This window comes from Agarivorans albus (assembly GCF_019670105.1).
Lineage (GTDB): Bacteria > Pseudomonadota > Gammaproteobacteria > Enterobacterales > Celerinatantimonadaceae > Agarivorans > Agarivorans albus.
Genome location: NZ_AP023032.1, coordinates 3,036,515 through 3,055,014, shown reverse-complemented (window position 1 = coordinate 3,055,014; position 18,500 = coordinate 3,036,515). Strand labels below are relative to the sequence as shown.

Sequence of the window (18,500 nt, the reverse complement as noted above, 5' to 3'; positions counted from 1 at the left end):
GTTAGTTAGCGCTAAGACGTGCGTATTCTTGTTGGCTTAAATCAAAAGAGGTGAGTAGGGTTTGCTGTGCTTCAAACCACAAGGAATCTTGTTGATCGCTGGCCATATCTAATAGCTTGGTTTTCAAGTCATCCGCTGCAGGAATGCTGCCGCTATTAATGTTGTTTAGTACTGCAAGTTGGATTGCTTGTGAACTGTTATAAAGCATATCGCTAGCAATGCCTGAGCGCTGTTGATTGTGGCTAAAGCGCATCAGCTGAGATAGCAACATTTCTGCTTCATCACCATTGGCTGTTAGTACTTGCTGTTCCAATTCACTCGTAATTACTTGTCGCTCTGGATCTGTGATTTGATAAGGCTTTAACAAACTTAAGGCTTCTACTCGTGTATTGGTATCGGTTTGCTCTAGTGTTGCTAGGTCTACCAAGCCTTGTACCAGCAGCGGAGACTTAATTTCCGAAGCGCTGCTTAGCAGCGAAAGAAACTTCTGCTGAGACTGGGCATCACTTAGCATGGCGTACTGCTCTGCTAAGCCCAGCAAGGCTTGCTCACTGTTTGGGATAGCGCTGCTTTGAATAGCAGAGAGTAGTAAATCAAAATCAGGGTTATCTACGTTAAGCACGGCTAGTTGCTCAATTGAGTTCGCTAAGCTTGCAGGATTATTTTGTATAGCGTGCTTTAGTGCATCGAACTGGGCTGCTTTATTTGGTTTAGCTTCATTCTGTGCTTTGTTGCTTAGCTCTATGTTATCTGGAGTGTGTTTAACGAGAACCTGTGCTGGTTTGCTAACAGGCTGATTGGCGAAATTATCTTCTAAGTTACTATTTCTAAATAATAAATCTGTATTTTTAGCACTGCTATTTACAGGGTTTTCCAGTGTTGCTAAATCTGTTTGTGAGTTTTCATGATAGAAAACCTCAGTGCTAGACTTTGGATGGTAGATAACAGCAACGAGGTAGCCCGCGATAAAGGAGCCAGCTAAAGAGAGTACCCATCCATAAGTCTTCATAATTGCTTCTTGCCATGCGTTTCGAAGCTAAGCGTTACACAACACTTAGCTTCGTATTAGGTTTAGTTAGGCACTATCGTAACCAAAGCGATAGGTCTACAGCACCTTTGTGATTGATGTTTGCATCGCCAAACACCTCAATGGCTAAGATTTGGTAACCATTGGCTAATCCATCTGTTTTAAAACCTAGATCGGAATTATCCCAGCGGTTGGCATGTGGGCCAAAATTTAGCTCTTGGTTGTTTCCGTGGGCAGTGGGTGAACGGCGTACGCTCCAAAATTGTTTGAAGCTTCGGTTTTCTCCACTGCCACAATATTGTGCGCCGTTGCGGTCTACAAGGTATACATCGTAAGTGGCGTTATTGGCGTAAACGGTGCCTTTACTTTTTGCCGGCGCGCCAGCATTTTCATCCCAAGGTACAAATTGCCCAGGCCCCTTCCAAGTATCTACAACATAGTATTCTTGCGAGGTACTGCCACTACATGACCAACCATATAGGGCTACTAAGGCTTTTTGAATATTGGAGTTACTGGTTAGCTCGCCAACGTTGTAACCAATCTTGCGATATCTCGCCCCTTTATCCCAGCCAAGTCCGCCAATGGCATCTTCACCCCAAGATTTTGCCATATTCCATTCAGCGCGATAGTGGCGGCCGGCATCGTTATAAAAACCAATTTTTACATCACAGGTTTTAATGTTGTTTTGGCTTAATTCAAACCATGAATAAAAGTGGCCGCCGTAGTAACCAGAGCCATACCCGTTGCCGGAATCCGCTGCTGGATCGCAGATGGTTTTGCCTATGCTTGCCGCACTTACCGTGCTTGGAGCGGTTAAGAGTAAAGAGCTAAGGGTTAATGTTAGCGCTAACATTGGAGTTTTCATTTAGGTGTCCCTATTCCGTTAAAGTTACCAACGAACTAGTCACACATGATTTCCTGTAGCGTGACCATACCACTCGTTAAAGAGCACGTTTATCAACGTGATTCTAATGTGTATTTTTTGTTACTCCTTAGTATTGGATTGATATAATTTTTAGGTCAAATCGAATAGTGAAAACTCAAGAATTGGTCAAACTAAGCAAAGAAATTCAACGTCTTGTGAGATAACGAAATTGACATGTGAGAAAGTGTAAAGGCTTTATAAAAAGAGGGCGCGGACAATGATATGCAGCTTTATAAGCGATTGCTTGGGTATCTTAGCAATCGCTATATTTCACGCTGGCTAGAGGCTAATAGAAGATGTTTAATCGAACATTCGTTCAATTGCAATATAATAGTTTAACTAATCAATAGAAGCTAAAATTGCGTCTAGCTTCGCGTATTTTTTGTACAATTCTTGTTCTTCGGTTTCACTATAATTGTGACTTAGCAGATCTATCTCTTTAAGTTGGATATCTCGCCATAGCTCCAAAGCTTGTAATTGTTCTTCGTTACTTAAGTTTGCTAGTACATTTACCTTTATCAAATCAGTTTGGTTGTCAGCGAATAGCTGATCTAACTGCTGATAAAGTGTATTGAAGGTGACGTTTACTTTGAGCTTATCGTTGTTTTCAGCGTTTTCTAATTGCTGTTCTAACGCGAGCATTTGCTTTCGCCAGTCTCTTGCAAGAGCTTGTTTATCGCTCGGTAAGTTAGCGATAGAGGCATCATAATCTACTACTACAAACGGGTCGCTTAAGTTTTCTAGATTGCGAACTTCTTCTGCGTGCAAACCCGAAAAATAGAATGCAAAAGCAAGAACAGGTGCGAACAGTCTTAGGTTTTGTTTAAGTCGGTAGTTCATGTTTAGTTCCTTGTAACTTTATTGAATTCTGCTGTTTGGTCTTATCGAATTAGCGAGCATCTTGCTCCGGCTGATACTCGAGTAAATCGCCAGGTTGGCATTCTAAAACCTGACAAATTGCGCTTAGTGTTGAAAACCTAATGGCTTTGGCGCGGCCTGTTTTCAAAATCGATAAGTTTTGAACGGATATGCCCACAGCGTCTGACAGATCGTTCAAACGCATTTTTCTTTTGGCTAGCATTACGTCTAGATTAATTACTATCGTCATTGCTCGCTCCTGCTAAATGGTTGCGTCAACATCGGCTTGAATTTGCATGCCCAACTTCATCACGTGGGCGACCATAATCATAAACAAGCCTGCTAGAAGTAATGGGAAGTCTAACTGTATATACTCCAAGCTTACCCATTCATGAGGCGGTGGAATAAGGCCAAATAGGTGTTCTGGAGGCGGCGGTGGCATAAAGCCAAATACATCTTCTGGAGGTGGTGGGAAAGGCAAGCCAATCGGCATTTCCATAGGAAACACTAATTGCTCGATGAGATAGCTCGCAATACTGTTTACTGTAAATAGCGCAACTAATGCCCAGCCAATATATTGAAAACTGCGAGTGGTTTCTTGAGTGAAAACCTTGCCTTTACTGTAGGCTAAGAACAAACGGTCAATTTGCCAAATCAAACAAGCCATAATGAGGCTAGTGGTGAAAAATATAGCCACTGCAACAAGGCGCATAGTGAGTGACAGTGGTTCAGCGGGAGCAAAATGCAGGTCATTGTCGATGATTTGACCGTTCTCTAAGATAAGTTCGGGATAACCAAACAGCATTTCCATAACCGTGTGAAAACTAAATACCCAAGGGCTGTGTTTCATTGGTTCAATATCTAAGCCCAGTTCGCTAGGGAAACCCACCAAACAAATTAAAATTAAGGCAACTAAGCCCCATAGCATTAGTCGCATCCGTTTACCAACGATACTAATTGCTTCTAGTGATTGCATACCCTTGCTTCTCCATATAGGCAGTTTTCCTGATAAAAGATATTTATTTATCGATTATCATTAAATAATGAATGATAAAATCATTTGTGTAAACACTTTTTCTAGCTTTAATCACGTAAAGTTGAGCGGGCTTTTACTTGCTTTAGTGATGATGAAACCGAGAAGAATTGATCTAGTAGCTTTGACTCGAAATGGGCTTTTGGGTAGTTTACGCCCATTAACTAACCTCTTATTCTGAGCTTTATGATTAAGCAATTAGAGACTCGTTGCAGACAGTTTTTACAGGGGCTGCAGACCAGTGATACTGCCCACGATATCGACCATATTGAGCGAGTCGTTAAATTGGCTACCTACCTGTGTAAACAAGAAGAGGGCAAACTTGAAGTAGTGGCTCCAGCCGCTTGGTTACACGATTGTGTATCACTGCCTAAAAATCACCCTCGGCGCAGGCAGGCTTCTAGTTTAGCGGCAGAAAAGGCAATTGATTTTCTTAAGTCAATTGCTTACCCAACTCATTACTTAAGTGAAATTCATCATGCAATAGAAGCCCATAGTTACAGCGCAGGTATTAAGCCAACAAGCCTTGAAGCAAAGATTGTCCAAGATGCAGATCGTATAGACGCGCTAGGCGCCATAGGTATTAGTCGCTGTATTCAAGTGGGTGCTAGCCTGCAACGTACACTTTATTGTGATGTAGACCCAATGTGTGAGGCACGGCAGCCGGATGACAGTCGATATACCATTGATCATTTTTTTACTAAGTTGCTAAATATTGCAGATACTGTGCATACCGACGCGGCTAAACGTGAAGCGGAGCAACGCAGCCAGTATATGAAGGCATATTTAGCACAATTGAGCCACGAATTAGAGCCATCTCGCTAAGTTTGCATGACCCATCCTAAACAAAAGGCCGCTAATTAGCGGCCTTTTGTTTAGTGAGAAGCTTAGGGATTGTCTTCTTCCACAACTTTACGGCGAGGTTTAGATTCAATCGCCTTTAAGTAATCGTGAGTCCAAACTTGGGAGCGGATCTTACGGCGGTTACCACGTTGTACATACTGATTTTGCTGCTTGGCATCGATAATGCGTGCTTTGGTGGTGTCAGCAAACTGTAGGTCTAACAGGTCAATCACCCGCTGTTTTAGCTCATCGTTGTAGATTGGCACGCCAACTTCAACACGCTCTTCAATGTTACGGGTCATCCAGTCAAAAGAAGCAATATAAACCTGATCTTCGCCACTGTGATGGAAGTGGAATACTCGCGGATGTTCAAGGAAGCGGTCAACAATACTGATGATTTTTATGTTGTCATTGTTGCCTTCAAGCCCTGGCACTAATGAACACATGCCCCGAATAATCATACGGATTTTAACCCCAGCTTTACTGGCCGCATACAAACGAGTGACTACGCCTTTGTCGACTAAGTTGTTCACTTTAATCGTGATTGCCGCAGGGTTTCCGGCGTTAGCTTGATTGATTTCGTAATCTATTAAGCTAAACAACCGTCGGCGTGTATCGTTAGGCGATACAATAAGGTGCTGGAATTTAAAACGACGATAGGGCTGTTGGATAAAGCGAAATACGTTTTCCACCTCTTGGCCAATTTCTTGGTTTTTGGTGAACAGTGCAAAGTCGGTGTAAATTTTGGCCGTTTTTTCGTGGAAGTTTCCGGTACCAATATGGCTGTAATACACCCGTTGGTCGTCTTCTTTGCGGGTGACCAATAATAACTTTGAATGTACTTTTAGCGAAGGAACACCAAAAACAACTTTTACACCAGCATCGGTGAGCATTTGTGCCCAGCCAATGTTGGCTCCCTCGTCAAAGCGAGCGCGTAGTTCAATAACCACGGTAACTCGCTTGCCGTTGTTAGCGGCATCAATTAGTGAGTTCATTAAGTGAGACTTTTTCGCCACACGGTAGATATTGATTTTGATGCTGGTGACTTTGGGGTCAAAAGACGCTTGGCGCACAAACTCTGAAATATAACGGAATTTATGATACGGGTAGTAGAGTAGAATATCTCGCGCGCTAATGGCATTAAATACCGTATCAAAGCTGTCGAAGTCACGGCAGTTCAGAGCAGGCAGCTTAGGGTTTTCTAAGTACTTTCTGCCAACATTTGGAAAACCAATAAAGTCTTTAAAGTTATGGTAGCGGCTACCACTTACGCTGTGGTCAAGTTTAGAAATGTGCAGCATTTTACTTAAACGCTTCACCATGCTGTTGGGCATTTCTCTATCGTAAACAAAGCGCACTGGTTCGGCGGTTAAACGCTGCTTAATACCCTCAGACATTTTTTCTAGCAGGCCTTGGTCTACTTCGTCTGTAAGATCGTATTCGGCATCTCGAGTCATTTTGATTGAATAGGCCGCAACTGAATCGTATTCGTAAAACCCTCGTAACAAATCATCTAAACAGAAGCGGATGATGTTATCCAAAATGATTAAGGTTTTACGGGTTTTTGAGCCATCGGGCGGCAGTACCACAAAACGCGGTAAGCTGTCGGTTGGGATCTCAATCAATAGGTGGCTTTCTTTATCTGCCTTTTTTACTTCTACCGCGAGGTAGGTGTATTCGTCTTTTAAAAAGCGAACCAAGTCGGTACGTTTGGTCAATACGATCGGCGTAATATGACGCAGCACCTTGTCTTTAAAGTATTTTCTTACCCAGTTTTGGTGGTTGTCGCTAAGCTGGTCTTCATTAATTAAGAAGATGTTTCGACGAGCAAGAGTGAGAATGATTTCGCGATAGGTATCGTCAAAATCTTGCTGTAATTCTGCCAGCTTGGCCTGCACGTCATTGAGCAGTTGGATTGATCCATCATCTTTAGATTTAAGTTCGTTAAGGATGATACGGCGCTTTAAGGCGGCAACCCTTACTTTATAAAACTCATCTTGGTTGTTGGAAAAAATACCTAAAAATCGAACACGTTCGATAATTGGTACTGAATGGTCTTGGGCTTCTTGCAAGACCCGTTGGTTAAACGAAAGCCAACTTAACTCTTTTTCTATATATAGACTGTCGCTCATTATTCACCTTTAGTACTTACTTCTTAAAAAGGGATTAGTCTTGTTCAATATCTACCATCAGGTCATCGGCTAGTGACTCTAAAGACTCTTGAATCGCTCCCAGTTGTTCATCGTCGGCGCATGGCACTGTGAGATTAGCAGTAAATATTAGGCCTCCCCAGTTGGGAGCACTGGCAACGTGAGTATTAATCTCGCTTAAGCTTACGCCCAGTGTATTTAGCGCTTGAGTCACCTCTTGCACAATGCCCACACGGTCATTCGCGGTAACGGTTATTGCTACTTGCTGTTGTTCTTCACTATTACTGCTATCGCCCTCAGCAATATTTACCAAAAGATTTTCTTGGTTAAGTAGATCATGGCTAAGTGCGTTGAGGTGCTGTTCATCAACTTCTAAGTGCAATATTCCGGCAAATTGACCAGCAAGTTCGGTTAGGCTGCTGGCTAGCCAGTTACCTTGGTGTTGAACGACTAATGAGGATAATTGATCAACGATACCAGGTCGGTCTTTGCCAATTACACTTACCACGAGTTGTTTCATCTTGTTGCTCCATAGCCTAGCGCACAATAGTTTTATGACAGCAAACTATTAGCGATGTTTCTGAGGGTTTAAAGTATGCATAGCTTTTAAGTAATTAGGAAGCTACTAAAAGCTGCGCTTGGGTAAAAAGCCAGCCAAGCATGCAATATAATTTCTTTGTAATATTAGGTACATACAAATGTAACATACACTTGTTAATCATAGTTGGTGAACGTTTTTTATCCCACCCAATTGTGACTTTTTTTTTAGTATTTCACCCTGTAACAATACTGTCATAAAACTGCCATATACTTTCGCCAGACCTATTAAATTGTGAGGGATATATGACGCAGTCAGTGTCATTTAATAGTAGTGCTCAGCGGCTAATTAAGGACCGACTAACCCGCTACAGCGTAAGTGCTGGCGGGATTGTTGTTCTATTAGCACTGATCTTAATTTTCTTCTATTTATTATATGTAGTTGCACCTATCTTCTACGGCGCGAGTTTAGAAAAATCTAAAACGATTCCGTTACAAGATAGCAGTGCCACAGTGGCTATTGGTGTTGAAGAGCAAAACGAAATTGCCTACCGCTTTAATGAAGACGGGCAGTTAAGCTTTTTTAACCTAATCGATAGCCAGCGCGAGTTTCAAGACTATCAAGTTGAAGCAGACATTACTGCGTCAGACCGCACAGTGCCAAACCAAGGTTTGGTGGCTTACGGTACCAGTGATGGCTTGGCTTACATAGTTTCACCTAAATTTGGTATTAGTTACCCTAACGACAAGCGTTTGATTACGCCAAGCATTGCTTACCCGATGGGTGAGCAAGCGCTAGTTATTGACCCACAAGGCCAAGCCATTGAGCAGTTGGCTTTTGAGCGTCAAGAAGAGTCGGCTGTGGTGGCAGCAGTTACCGCTGATGGCCGAGGCTTGTTGGTTCGTTACGAAGCCGAAGAAGACATGTTTAGTGAGTCTTTGGAATGGCTGCCCGAAACGGCCGATATTCCTAGCTTGCCAAGCAACATCGATCAAATTTTGGTAACGCCAGACTTACGCCGTTTATACATTCGTAACGGCAATCAGCTGGCTAACTACAATATCTCCGATATTGATAATGTGCGCTTAAATTCAGTGGACTTTATTAATAGCACCGACAGCAATGTCACTGATATTGCCTTACTAACCGGTGCAAGTTCATTAATTGTTGCAAACGACAATGGCAAAGTAAGCCAGTGGTTTGATGTTGCAAAAGATGGGGTACGTAAGCTTACGCAAATTCGTGAATTTGATGCAGGCGCTAAAGTAAACGAAATTGGCGTTGAGTACTTCCGTAAGGGCTTTGCTGTAAGTGGGGAAGATGGCTCTATTACCTTATTCCACACAACCGGCGGTGGCCGTTTAGTTCGTGAAATGACCGATGCTAAAGCCTTTAGTTTAGCTTTCTCACCGCGAGCCAGTGGTCTACTCACTGAGACTGAAAACGGTCTTGAGTTTTATCACGTAGATAACGAGCACCCAGAAGTAACGTGGCGCGCCTTGTGGAGCAAAATTTGGTACGAAGGTTACCCTGAGCCGCAATATGTATGGCAATCAACCTCAGCCAGTGATGACTTTGAGCCTAAGCTCAGCTTAGTGCCAATTTCTTTTGGTACCATTAAAGCCGCTTTTTACGCGATGTTGTTTGCAGCGCCTATTGCTTTAGCTGGGGCTATCTACACTGCTTACTTTATGTCAGCGCCTCTGCGCAAAGTGGTTAAGCCTACCGTAGAAATTATGGAAGCTTTACCCACGGTAATTTTGGGCTTTTTGGCGGGTTTATGGTTAGCGCCATTAATTGAAGACAACTTACCTGGCGTAATTGCCATTATGTTGTTGCTACCGGTAGGCTTTTTGCTCACTGCTTTTGCTTGGTCAAAAATGCCGAAGAAAGTACGCCAGTTGCTGCCAGAAGGTTGGGATGCAATCGTACTTATTCCAGTTGTTTTGTTTATTGGCTGGGGCTGTATCCAAATTAGTCCAGCGCTTGAGCAATGGATGTTCGACGGCGATGCACGTTTATACCTAACCAACGAGCTAGGCATTAACTTCGACCAACGTAACTCTATGGTGGTGGGTTTAGCCATGGGCTTTGCGGTTATTCCGACGATTTTCTCTATTGCAGAAGACGCAATTTTCTCGGTGCCAAAGCATTTGAGTAATGGCTCTTTAGCATTGGGTGCCACGCCTTGGCAAACCCTCACTAAAGTGGTGATTTTAACCGCTAGCCCGGGTATTTTCTCGGCGGTAATGATGGGCCTTGGCCGCGCAGTGGGTGAAACCATGATTGTACTTATGGCCACCGGTAATACGCCAGTAATGGATTGGAGTATCTTCCAAGGCATGCGTACTTTGTCGGCAAATATTGCGGTAGAGATGCCAGAGTCTGAAGTGGGAAGCTCTCACTACCGAGTGCTGTTCTTAGCAGCCTTTGTATTGTTTGTATTTACCTTTGCATTTAACACCATTGCTGAATTTGTGCGCCAACGTCTGCGCGACAAATACAGCTCGCTGTAAATAGGGATATGGGAACTAACCGATGAATAAGTGGTTTAAATCAGGTAACCCGTGGATTTGGATGACAGCGGGTGCGGTAAGCATAAGCTTAGTAGCAGTGATTGGATTGCTGCTGTTAATTGCCGCACGCGGTCTGGTCTATTTCTGGCCAAGTCCTGTACTTGAAATGGAAGTCAAACAGTTTGGTGAAACTCAAACTGTGATTGGCGAGTTGTATGACACCGAGCTTGTGCCTATTGAGCGCTTAAAAGCCTCTGGTGCAAATTTAGAAGGCTTAGATGGCGATTTTGTAGAGCGCTTTTTGATTAAGACTGGTAACCGTGAATACGTAAACTTAGATTTTCGTTGGTTAACCGAGAATGAAATCTTATCGAAAAAGCAGCCCGAAGGCATTGCAGTAGTTGAGCGTCGCACCAACGGTAACTTTTACGGTTACGTTGAAGGTATTGTTAAAGGTGACACCACCATTAATGCTGCTGATGATGCTGACCACGAAAAGCTGTTTGAGTTGTTAGAGCGCTCTAATGGCATTATTGATCAAGCCGACTCGCTGCAGCGTCATGATATTGGTGGCATTAACTACAGCCTAGAGCGTTTACGTTTAAAGCAGCGCAAGTATGAGCTGGCTGATGAACTAACGCCTGAACGCTTAGCCGGTATTGAAGCCGACGCCGAGCAATTGCATCAAGACTACTTGGTACTCGAGAAGCAACTATTTGCTTACCGTGATGAAGCACGCCGTGACCAATTAATTATCCGTGATATGCGCGGTGAGTTGGTGACAATTCCAATGGATAATGTATTGGATGTGTTCTTCCCAAATGAGATGAACTGGTTCCAAAAACTAGCACATTGGGGGCATCAGGCGGTTAAATTTATTGTGTCTGAGCCACGTGAAGCTAATACCGAAGGCGGGGTATTCCCAGCTATCTTTGGTACGGTATTCATGGTGATGTTGATGGCCGTTATTGTTACGCCTCTAGGGGTTGTAGCAGCCATTTACTTGCACGAATATGCCGGCAATAACAGCTTTACCCGTTTGATTCGCATTGCGGTAATCAACCTCGCAGGTGTTCCATCCATTGTTTACGGTGTATTTGGCTTAGGTTTCTTTGTTTATATGCTAGGTGGCAGTATTGATTCCTTGTTCTATCAAGAGTCACTACCTACACCGACCTTTGGCTCACCTGGTGTAATTTGGGCAGCCCTAACCTTGGCTATTCTTACCTTACCAGTGGTGATTGTATCTACCGAAGAAGGTTTGTCGCGTATTCCTAGTGCGGTGCGTCAAGGCTCACTAGCTTTAGGTGCTACCAAAGCAGAAACGCTGTGGCGTATTGTTATTCCTATGGCGAGCCCGGCGATTATGACTGGCCTTATTTTGGCGGTAGCCCGTGCAGCCGGTGAAGTAGCACCATTGATGTTAGTAGGTGTAGTGAAACTAGCACCAACATTACCGCTTGATGGCAACTTCCCGTTCATTCACCTAGAGCGCAAGTTCATGCACTTAGGCTTCCACATTTATGATGTGGGTTTCCAAAGCCCGAACGTAGAAGCAGCTCGACCTTTGGTGTACGCCACGGCATTTTTATTGGTAACGGTTATTATTGGCTTAAACTTAGCAGCCATCCAAATCCGTAACCGTTTACGCGAAAAGTTTAAAACGTTAGACCAATAAGCTAACGGCAATTTGTAGGAAAAAAAATGATTTCTTTGAATACAGAAAATAGTCGAGATACTAAATTAGATTTGGCTAACTTAACTGCAGAGCAAACTGCATTGGAAGTAAAGAACCTGGATCTTTACTACGGCAACAAACAAGCTTTGTTCGATGTGTCGATGAAGATCCCGAAAGGGCAAGTTACCGCCTTTATTGGCCCGTCGGGCTGCGGTAAATCAACCTTACTGCGCTGTATTAACCGTATGAATGACTTGGTTGATATTTGTAAGATTAGCGGAGAGATCTTGCTACACGGACAAAACATTTACGATAAAAGCGTAGACGTAGCCGCGCTACGTCGTAACGTTGGTATGGTGTTTCAGCGTCCAAACCCATTCCCAAAGTCTATTTACGAGAATGTAGTATATGGTTTACGCCTTCAAGGTATTAAAGATCGCCGCGTATTAGATGAAGCCGTAGAACGCTCACTACGTGGTGCAGCCTTGTGGGAAGAGGTAAAAGACCGCTTACACGAGAATGCTTTTGGCTTATCTGGTGGTCAGCAACAGCGTTTGGTGATTGCCCGCGCCATTGCGATAGAACCTGAAGTGCTATTATTGGATGAACCTACATCAGCACTTGACCCAATTTCTACATTGACGATTGAAGAGTTGATTAACGACCTCAAGAGTCGTTACACCGTGGTGATTGTAACTCACAACATGCAACAAGCTGCGCGAGTATCAGACCAAACCGCCTTTATGTATATGGGCGACATGGTGGAATATGCTGATACCAATACCTTGTTTACAACACCAGCGAAGAAGCAAACCGAAGATTACATTACAGGCCGTTACGGTTAACCCAACCGTCGCTGAGGAAAAGATATGGATAAGTTAAACATGAACAAACACATATCTGGTCAGTTTAATGCTGAACTGGATCATGTGCGCAACCAAATTATGGCAATGGGTGGCTTAGTTGAACAGCAACTGATTGACGCCCTTAGCCTGTTAAGCCGACCTGACGCAGAGTTAGTGAGCAAGGTGATTAGCACCGACAGCAAAGTAAACTCTTTTGAAGTTGCTATTGATGAAGAGTGCACTCGCATTATTGCTAAGCGCCAACCTGCAGCTAGTGACTTACGTATTGTAATGGCGATTATTAAAACCATTGCTGATTTAGAGCGTATTGGTGATGCAGCAGAAAGCATTGCCCGCATGGTTGAGCGTAACATGGATAAACCGCTTAAGGCGTCTCTAAGTAGCTTAGAGCACTTGGGCCAGCACACCGCCAAAATGCTGCATGACGTGTTAGATGGTTTCGCACGTATGGATGTAGAAATGGCGTGGAGTGTTCACCAAGAAGATAAAAAGGTGGATAAAGAATACGAGCGCCTTATTCGTGAGTTGATGACTTATATGATGGAAGACCCTCGTTCTATTCCTCAAGTGCTAGATGCCTTAAATGCTGCACGTGCTATTGAGCGAGTAGGCGACCGTTGTCAAAACATTGCTGAGTACATTATCTACTTCGTAAGAGGTAAAGATATTCGCCATTTAGCCGGAGATGAAGTGGAAAAGCTGCTTTAAGGCTAAGGTTTAGGTGATAAAAAAGCTGGCGATTGGCCAGCTTTTTTAGTTTTTAGAGAAAAATATTTAATTTTTTTTCATTTCCCTGGTCTGATCTCTTCAAAAATCCATTTCTGTTTAATAACAACTTTTCCAGCTTATGTATCATTAGTTGCTTAGTTGGCGAAAACAACACCGTTAATATAATTTTAAACTGTTGTTTAAAACAGCTTGTAAGTGCTTATTAAATATAATGTAACTTTCGTCTAATTGTCCTTCTATGAGACCTAGCCAACCGATTTACCTTTACGTAAGCGTCAATTGGCTTGGGTGTTTTGGGTTACTTGTTCGTCAACTTGTATTTATATTACGTAATTAAATTTCTTTTTTCGACAAAGGTAGTAAACGGAAGGTTGACTATTTGTTAATAAAATAGAGTTAATACTTTAAATAAAGCTTTGCTTTTGTTTTTCTCGGTGTTATAAAAAACAGGGTCTTGGGGAGGTTTTTAAACGGTTGTTTAATTTATATCTCGATTTAAGACAAGGTTAGGTGTTTATCATTGAGGCTGTTTTATTTTTGTAACTGTAATTACAACTACGTAAAAGCTACATGTTTGGGTCGCAATTTACGTTAGATACAGTGGCAATTTACAAACAGGTGAACACTTAGCTAAATAAAGCCGACCAGGTTAATAAGCAGTGGCCAACGAGCTTAATAACAAGGCTAGACAAGGAGCAAAAGCCACAGTCAAAAGCAACAATAATGCTGATACGGCGCTCCAAACTTAGCTCGGTACTTTTAGACAAAAAAAGCAAAAGTTAAAAGTATCGAGTTGTATTTTCCAAGCCTGTGTTGCTTGGCATTAATTAAAGAGTAACCGCACAAATAGCGGTACCAAAAAAAACTACGTGAATGAGTGATACAAGCTACTTGTATCGAGGAATAGAGTCTAAGAGGGATTGAACATGACATTAACAAGAGAACAGCAAATTCAAGCATTAGAAAAAGACTGGGCAGAGAACCCTCGCTGGAAAGGCGTTAAGCGTCCTTATACTGCTGAAGAAGTAGTGAAACTGCGTGGTTCTATTATCCCTGAAAACACCATTGCTCGACGTGGCGCCGAGAAGCTATGGACCTTAGTAAACGGCCAAGCTAAAAAAGGTTATGTTAACTGTTTAGGCGCTTTAACCGGTGGCCAAGCCGTTCAGCAAGCTAAAGCGGGCATCGAAGCTATCTATTTGTCGGGTTGGCAGGTTGCCGCCGATAATAACTCTGCCTCTAGTATGTACCCTGACCAATCGCTATACCCAGTAGATTCAGTGCCTAAAGTGGTTGAGCGCATTAACAACTCTTTCCAACGTGCCGACCAAATTCAATGGGCCAATGGTCTGTCTCCTGCTAATGGTGGCTTAGACTACTTCTTGCCAATTGTTGCCGACGCAGAAGCGGGTTTTGGTGGGGTGTTAAACGCCTTCGAGCTAATGAAGAACATGATTAAAGCGGGTGCTGCTGGTGTTCACTTTGAAGATCAACTTGCTTCAGTTAAAAAATGTGGCCACATGGGCGGAAAAGTATTGGTTCCAACCCAAGAGGCGGTGCAAAAACTGGTTGCAGCACGCTTTGCAGCTGACGTTGCCGGTGTTCCTACTTTGGTGATTGCTCGTACAGATGCTAACGCTGCGGACTTGCTAACCTCAGATGTAGACCCTTACGATGCCGAATTCGTAGAAGGCGAACGCACAGCTGAAGGCTTCTACAAAGTACGTGCGGGTATCGACCAAGCGATTAGCCGAGGCCTAGCTTATGCTGAGTACGCCGATTTAATCTGGTGTGAAACTGCAACACCTTGCTTGGAAGAAGCTCGCAAATTTGCCGAAGCTATTCATGCTAAGCACCCAGGTCAGCTGTTAGCTTACAACTGTTCACCATCGTTTAACTGGCGTAAGAATCTCGATGATGAAACCATTGCCAAGTTCCAGCAAGAGCTTAGCGACATGGGTTATAAGTACCAGTTCATCACCTTAGCCGGTATTCATAACATGTGGTACAACATGTTTGATCTTGCCCACAACTATGCGCAGGGCGAGGGCATGAAGCACTACGTGAACATGGTTCAAGAGAAAGAGTTCCAAGCTGCTGACCGAGGCTACACTTTCGTAGCTCACCAACAAGAAGTGGGTACGGGCTACTTTGACCAAGTAACCAACGTGATTCAAGGTGGTCAATCTTCAGTAACCGCGTTAACCGGTTCTACCGAAGAAGAGCAATTTAGCTAAGGTTTACTATTTAGACACTAATAATAAAAACGCTATGTAACACCTATTTGAGCAGCCTAAGGGCTGCTCTTTTTCTATTTAGTTAGGCTGATAGTTACTCACAAATTCTTGAGCGTGTAGAAGTACCTTGGGGTAAAGCGCTAAAAATGCTGCATCAAGTTCTGCAGTGTGACAAAGAATATCCTCGTACAGCAGCTCTAGCTTTACTGGGCGGCGCAGTCGCCGGCTAATCGCGCGTAAGGTGCCGGCAACACTGTCTTGATGCTGGTATTGTTCCAACCAATCATATTCACGCATATGGCTAGCGGTATGTTTAGCTTTGTCTGTTAGTGGGAAATGCTGGAGTTCTTCATAACACTGGCTTATAAACTCAGAACGCGAGTTGGTAGAAAATTGTTTCCAGTGCAAACTCAGCAAATAGTCGAAATACACGTCTAGGGCTATACCAGAGTAGCGCCTTAAACTGGCTTGAAAACAGTGAGCTAAACCCAGTTGATTGACTTGCTGATCGGTAAAACTATCTATTTTTCGGTGTAGCTTTACGCCAAGTTGTACCTCGCTGTGGTAACTTTGCCAGTTTTGTCCTTTTACAAAGTCGCCCAGAAAAGCGCCCACAATAGACGTGTTAGTATGCTGTGCAATCTGAAAGTGGGCTAAATAGTTCATTCACTAAGCATATATTAGGTAGCGGCACTTAGGCAGCTTTTGCAACATTAAACCCAATTTCTGCATATGTTGCTTAAAGCCTTCAATCCTCCCTATAAGTAATCATTCAAAGGATGTTATAAGTGAACAGCAAAGTAATAACTCTCAGTATATTGTAGACAACTCGTATAATGATAAGGAGCATGCTTATATGTCGGATGAGAAGCGAATGACTGATAAAACTCCATCAGAAAAGCCTGTTTTTTTAGATTTATTCTTAAGAGGAGATAAGTTCTCTTGGGGGGCGTACGCTCTGAACCAAGTGTTAGTTTTTGTTCCGACGGTTTGGTATGAACCAAGGCCGATAATTGCGTATTTTGCGGAGGCTTTTATTCTTACTTTTTTGCTTGTGAATATTTACTTATTTAAAACCAAGGGCGTTTTTTTTGTTCATGGTGTACTTGGTGATTATGCGGAAAAACGTTTTGATAAAGTAGGTTTACTGGCAAGAGCTTACATTTTTTTTAACGTCTTTTTTTATCTGCTTTTTCTGTACATCATTTTTGTGAGAGATTAGTTTAGAACGAAATAGAGAAAAAAGGACACCTAGGTATTTTACATTAAATCTAGTTGTTGCATGTATTGCTTAAAACCTTCAATCCAGAAATCACTATGCTCATAAAAAAGCGCGTGGCCGTTTGCTGATGAGCCTAGATAATAAAACTGAAAATCTATCTGTCCACCGGCTTCCTTAAAAGCTTGAGCGTAGCTTTCAATTTCACTATCTGAGTAATAAGGATCGTTTCGGCCATACATAAATAGGTGTGGCAAGGGGTTGTTGTTCGCAGCCTTGCTAAATAGGCCTTGGTTGCTGGCAATTGGGGTTTTGATTTGGCATTGGCCACCCATCCAACCGCCGGAAAAATTAACTACGCCTTTAAACTTCTGAGGGTGTTTCGCAGCGTAAACTACCGATAACAATCCTCCTCGAGAATGACCACTAATGACAATCTTTTCTTGGTCTAGCCAAGTTTGTTGCTGCAGGTATTGCATGGTGGCATCTAGGCTTTGCGAAGCGTAGTTAATGCCCGACTCAACGCTGTTTACACTGCAATTGTAAGATTCATTATAACTGCCTTGTGATGCACCTCTGCCTCGTCGCATTGGTATTAGCAAAGCAATGTTGTGTTTGTTTAAGTAAGCGCCAAATCCCCATGGCTTAATGGTTAGTGTGTCGGGTATTACGCGGGGCCCAGTAGAACCATGGTTAAAGATGACCAGTGGAAAAGGGCCTTCGCCTGCGGGTTTATATAAGGTTGCTTCTAACTGTATTTGCTTATTCCACAGCAGACCTTGCTCGGTCATTGGTATGTTTATGGTTTCTCCCTGATCGAAAGCTTGGGCGATAGTTGCTAACAAGGTGAGTAACAGCGGTGCGAGGCGAATCATCATAGCTTTAAAATCCTTAACAAGCTTGATTAGTGAGACTAAAAACAAGCGTTAGCTTACCACTGCTGCTGTCGGCTTAGTTTGGCTTTAGTTAAAAAAGTGAAGTGAAATTGACCGTGGGAAGAATTGCAGACAAAAAAAATCCAGCTCAAGGCTGGACAAAAAAACATAAGGAATGACTAATACGTGCTATCGCTAAGAGCGCAATAGCAGGGGCGATTAGTGGCCCCATAAATCGACAAATTCAGTATCGGCTGAATGCGACGCCATAGGATGAGAGCGCCAAGCAATTTATGGATTAATCTTAGCGTGACAAAGCTCACAAAACAACCTGTTTTTGTAATTTTTTTACTAAAATATACAGGTTTTTTCTAATTTACTTAGTTGTGTGTCACGCTAATACTGAAATACTGTTGTAATATTACCTTATGCGTCAGGGCTTAAAGGCTCTTGTTCTGCGAGCATTTCTAGCAATGATATTGCTACACCTACAAAGTCTGTATCGGTAATTATTCCGATCAGCTTTTTACCTTCTACTACTGGCAGGCAGCCAATGCGATGCCGCTCGATGTGCTTAGCAGCTTGCCCAACCCCTGCCGCTGCATCTACGGTATGCAACTTGGTCAACATAATGTGTTTGAGCATTATTTGCTGTTCATGTGCGCGGCGCTGGGCTTCGGAAGTTTTGCTAAGGTTTGATTCTTGCGCGGCTAGTAAGGTTCGTTCGCTCACTAAACCAATAAGGTGTTGCTGACTATCCACTATAGGGAGATGGCGAATTTTGTGTTCGTTACACAGGCTAATAGCTTCTTCAAGCGTGGTCTGCTCAAAAGCAGTATGCGGGTTAGTGGTCATGATGTCGGCTACTTTAATCATAACGATACCTCTTGTTGTTTTCTCTCCTTTAAATTTAGTGTGTTAGCCAGAAAAGAGCTTGATGGAAATCAAGCTAATTAACGGCTTTGTAAACGGTTTATTAAAGTTGTTGTCTAGCTAGAAAAACTAA

At 43.0% G+C, this 18,500-nt stretch carries 17 protein-coding genes; 7 read left to right on the top strand and 10 right to left on the bottom strand.

Features of this window, described 5'->3' with window-relative positions:
- Window position 1 precedes the first annotated feature (1 nt).
- From K5620_RS13770 to K5620_RS13750, 5 genes are all read right to left on the bottom strand, one after another.
- Window positions 2-1,009 (bottom strand): hypothetical protein, encoded by a 1,008-nt coding sequence (locus K5620_RS13770; protein ID WP_016401750.1) that lies wholly within the window; start codon window positions 1,007-1,009, stop codon window positions 2-4.
- Window positions 1,010-1,082: 73 nt separating this feature from the next.
- Window positions 1,083-1,892: a glycoside hydrolase family 11 protein gene (locus K5620_RS13765; protein WP_016401749.1), complete on the bottom strand. Its 810-nt coding sequence runs from the start codon at window positions 1,890-1,892 to the stop codon at window positions 1,083-1,085.
- A gap of 399 nt (window positions 1,893-2,291) precedes the next feature.
- Window positions 2,292-2,792 (bottom strand): hypothetical protein, encoded by a 501-nt coding sequence (locus K5620_RS13760; protein ID WP_016401748.1) that lies wholly within the window; start codon window positions 2,790-2,792, stop codon window positions 2,292-2,294.
- Between the two features lie 49 nt (window positions 2,793-2,841).
- Complete coding sequence (locus K5620_RS13755; protein WP_016401747.1) at window positions 2,842-3,060, bottom strand: helix-turn-helix domain-containing protein; 219 nt, start codon at window positions 3,058-3,060, stop codon at window positions 2,842-2,844.
- Window positions 3,061-3,072: 12 nt separating this feature from the next.
- The gene (locus K5620_RS13750) at window positions 3,073-3,786 is read right to left on the bottom strand and encodes a DUF2975 domain-containing protein (protein WP_016401746.1); all 714 of its coding nucleotides are present in this window, start codon (window positions 3,784-3,786) and stop codon (window positions 3,073-3,075) included.
- 243 nt (window positions 3,787-4,029) lie between these two features.
- Here K5620_RS13750 and K5620_RS13745 point away from each other — a divergent pair, with 243 nt between their 5' ends.
- On the top strand, window positions 4,030-4,668 hold the full coding sequence (locus tag K5620_RS13745; protein ID WP_016401745.1) for an HD domain-containing protein: 639 nt from the start codon (window positions 4,030-4,032) through the stop codon (window positions 4,666-4,668).
- A gap of 62 nt (window positions 4,669-4,730) precedes the next feature.
- Here K5620_RS13745 and ppk1 read toward each other — a convergent pair whose 3' ends face one another.
- Window positions 4,731-6,818: a polyphosphate kinase 1 gene (gene ppk1, locus K5620_RS13740; protein WP_016401744.1), complete on the bottom strand. Its 2,088-nt coding sequence runs from the start codon at window positions 6,816-6,818 to the stop codon at window positions 4,731-4,733.
- Window positions 6,819-6,852: 34 nt separating this feature from the next.
- The gene (locus K5620_RS13735; protein WP_016401743.1) at window positions 6,853-7,356 is read right to left on the bottom strand and encodes a glycine cleavage system transcriptional repressor; all 504 of its coding nucleotides are present in this window, start codon (window positions 7,354-7,356) and stop codon (window positions 6,853-6,855) included.
- 323 nt (window positions 7,357-7,679) lie between these two features.
- Here K5620_RS13735 and K5620_RS13730 point away from each other — a divergent pair, with 323 nt between their 5' ends.
- From K5620_RS13730 to aceA, 5 genes are all read left to right on the top strand, one after another.
- Window positions 7,680-9,890, top strand: coding sequence for an ABC transporter permease subunit (locus tag K5620_RS13730; protein ID WP_040307150.1), 2,211 nt, complete (start codon window positions 7,680-7,682; stop codon window positions 9,888-9,890).
- 22 nt (window positions 9,891-9,912) lie between these two features.
- Window positions 9,913-11,568 (top strand): phosphate ABC transporter permease PstA, encoded by a 1,656-nt coding sequence (gene pstA / locus K5620_RS13725; RefSeq protein ID WP_016401741.1) that lies wholly within the window; start codon window positions 9,913-9,915, stop codon window positions 11,566-11,568.
- A gap of 26 nt (window positions 11,569-11,594) precedes the next feature.
- The gene (gene pstB / locus K5620_RS13720) at window positions 11,595-12,413 is read left to right on the top strand and encodes a phosphate ABC transporter ATP-binding protein PstB (protein ID WP_016401740.1); all 819 of its coding nucleotides are present in this window, start codon (window positions 11,595-11,597) and stop codon (window positions 12,411-12,413) included.
- Window positions 12,414-12,437: 24 nt separating this feature from the next.
- Window positions 12,438-13,142: a phosphate signaling complex protein PhoU gene (gene phoU / locus K5620_RS13715; protein ID WP_016401739.1), complete on the top strand. Its 705-nt coding sequence runs from the start codon at window positions 12,438-12,440 to the stop codon at window positions 13,140-13,142.
- Window positions 13,143-14,089: 947 nt separating this feature from the next.
- Complete coding sequence (aceA, locus tag K5620_RS13710; protein ID WP_016401737.1) at window positions 14,090-15,400, top strand: isocitrate lyase; 1,311 nt, start codon at window positions 14,090-14,092, stop codon at window positions 15,398-15,400.
- Window positions 15,401-15,478: 78 nt separating this feature from the next.
- Here aceA and K5620_RS13705 read toward each other — a convergent pair whose 3' ends face one another.
- Entirely contained in the window at window positions 15,479-16,066 is a 588-nt protein-coding gene (locus K5620_RS13705) for an acyl carrier protein phosphodiesterase (protein ID WP_016401736.1), read from the bottom strand.
- 190 nt (window positions 16,067-16,256) lie between these two features.
- On the opposite strand from K5620_RS13705, the gene K5620_RS13700 reads away from it, so the two are divergent.
- Entirely contained in the window at window positions 16,257-16,622 is a 366-nt protein-coding gene (locus tag K5620_RS13700) for a hypothetical protein (protein ID WP_040307149.1), read from the top strand.
- Window positions 16,623-16,660: 38 nt separating this feature from the next.
- On the opposite strand, the gene K5620_RS13695 is transcribed toward K5620_RS13700, so the two are convergent.
- Together K5620_RS13695 and K5620_RS13690 are read right to left on the bottom strand one after the other, a co-directional pair.
- On the bottom strand, window positions 16,661-17,497 hold the full coding sequence (locus tag K5620_RS13695; RefSeq protein ID WP_016401735.1) for a dienelactone hydrolase family protein: 837 nt from the start codon (window positions 17,495-17,497) through the stop codon (window positions 16,661-16,663).
- A 423-nt stretch (window positions 17,498-17,920) separates the two neighbouring features.
- A complete protein-coding gene (locus K5620_RS13690) occupies window positions 17,921-18,370 on the bottom strand; it encodes a CBS domain-containing protein (protein ID WP_016401734.1) in 450 nt (149 codons plus the stop codon).
- Window positions 18,371-18,500: the final 130 nt, after the last annotated feature.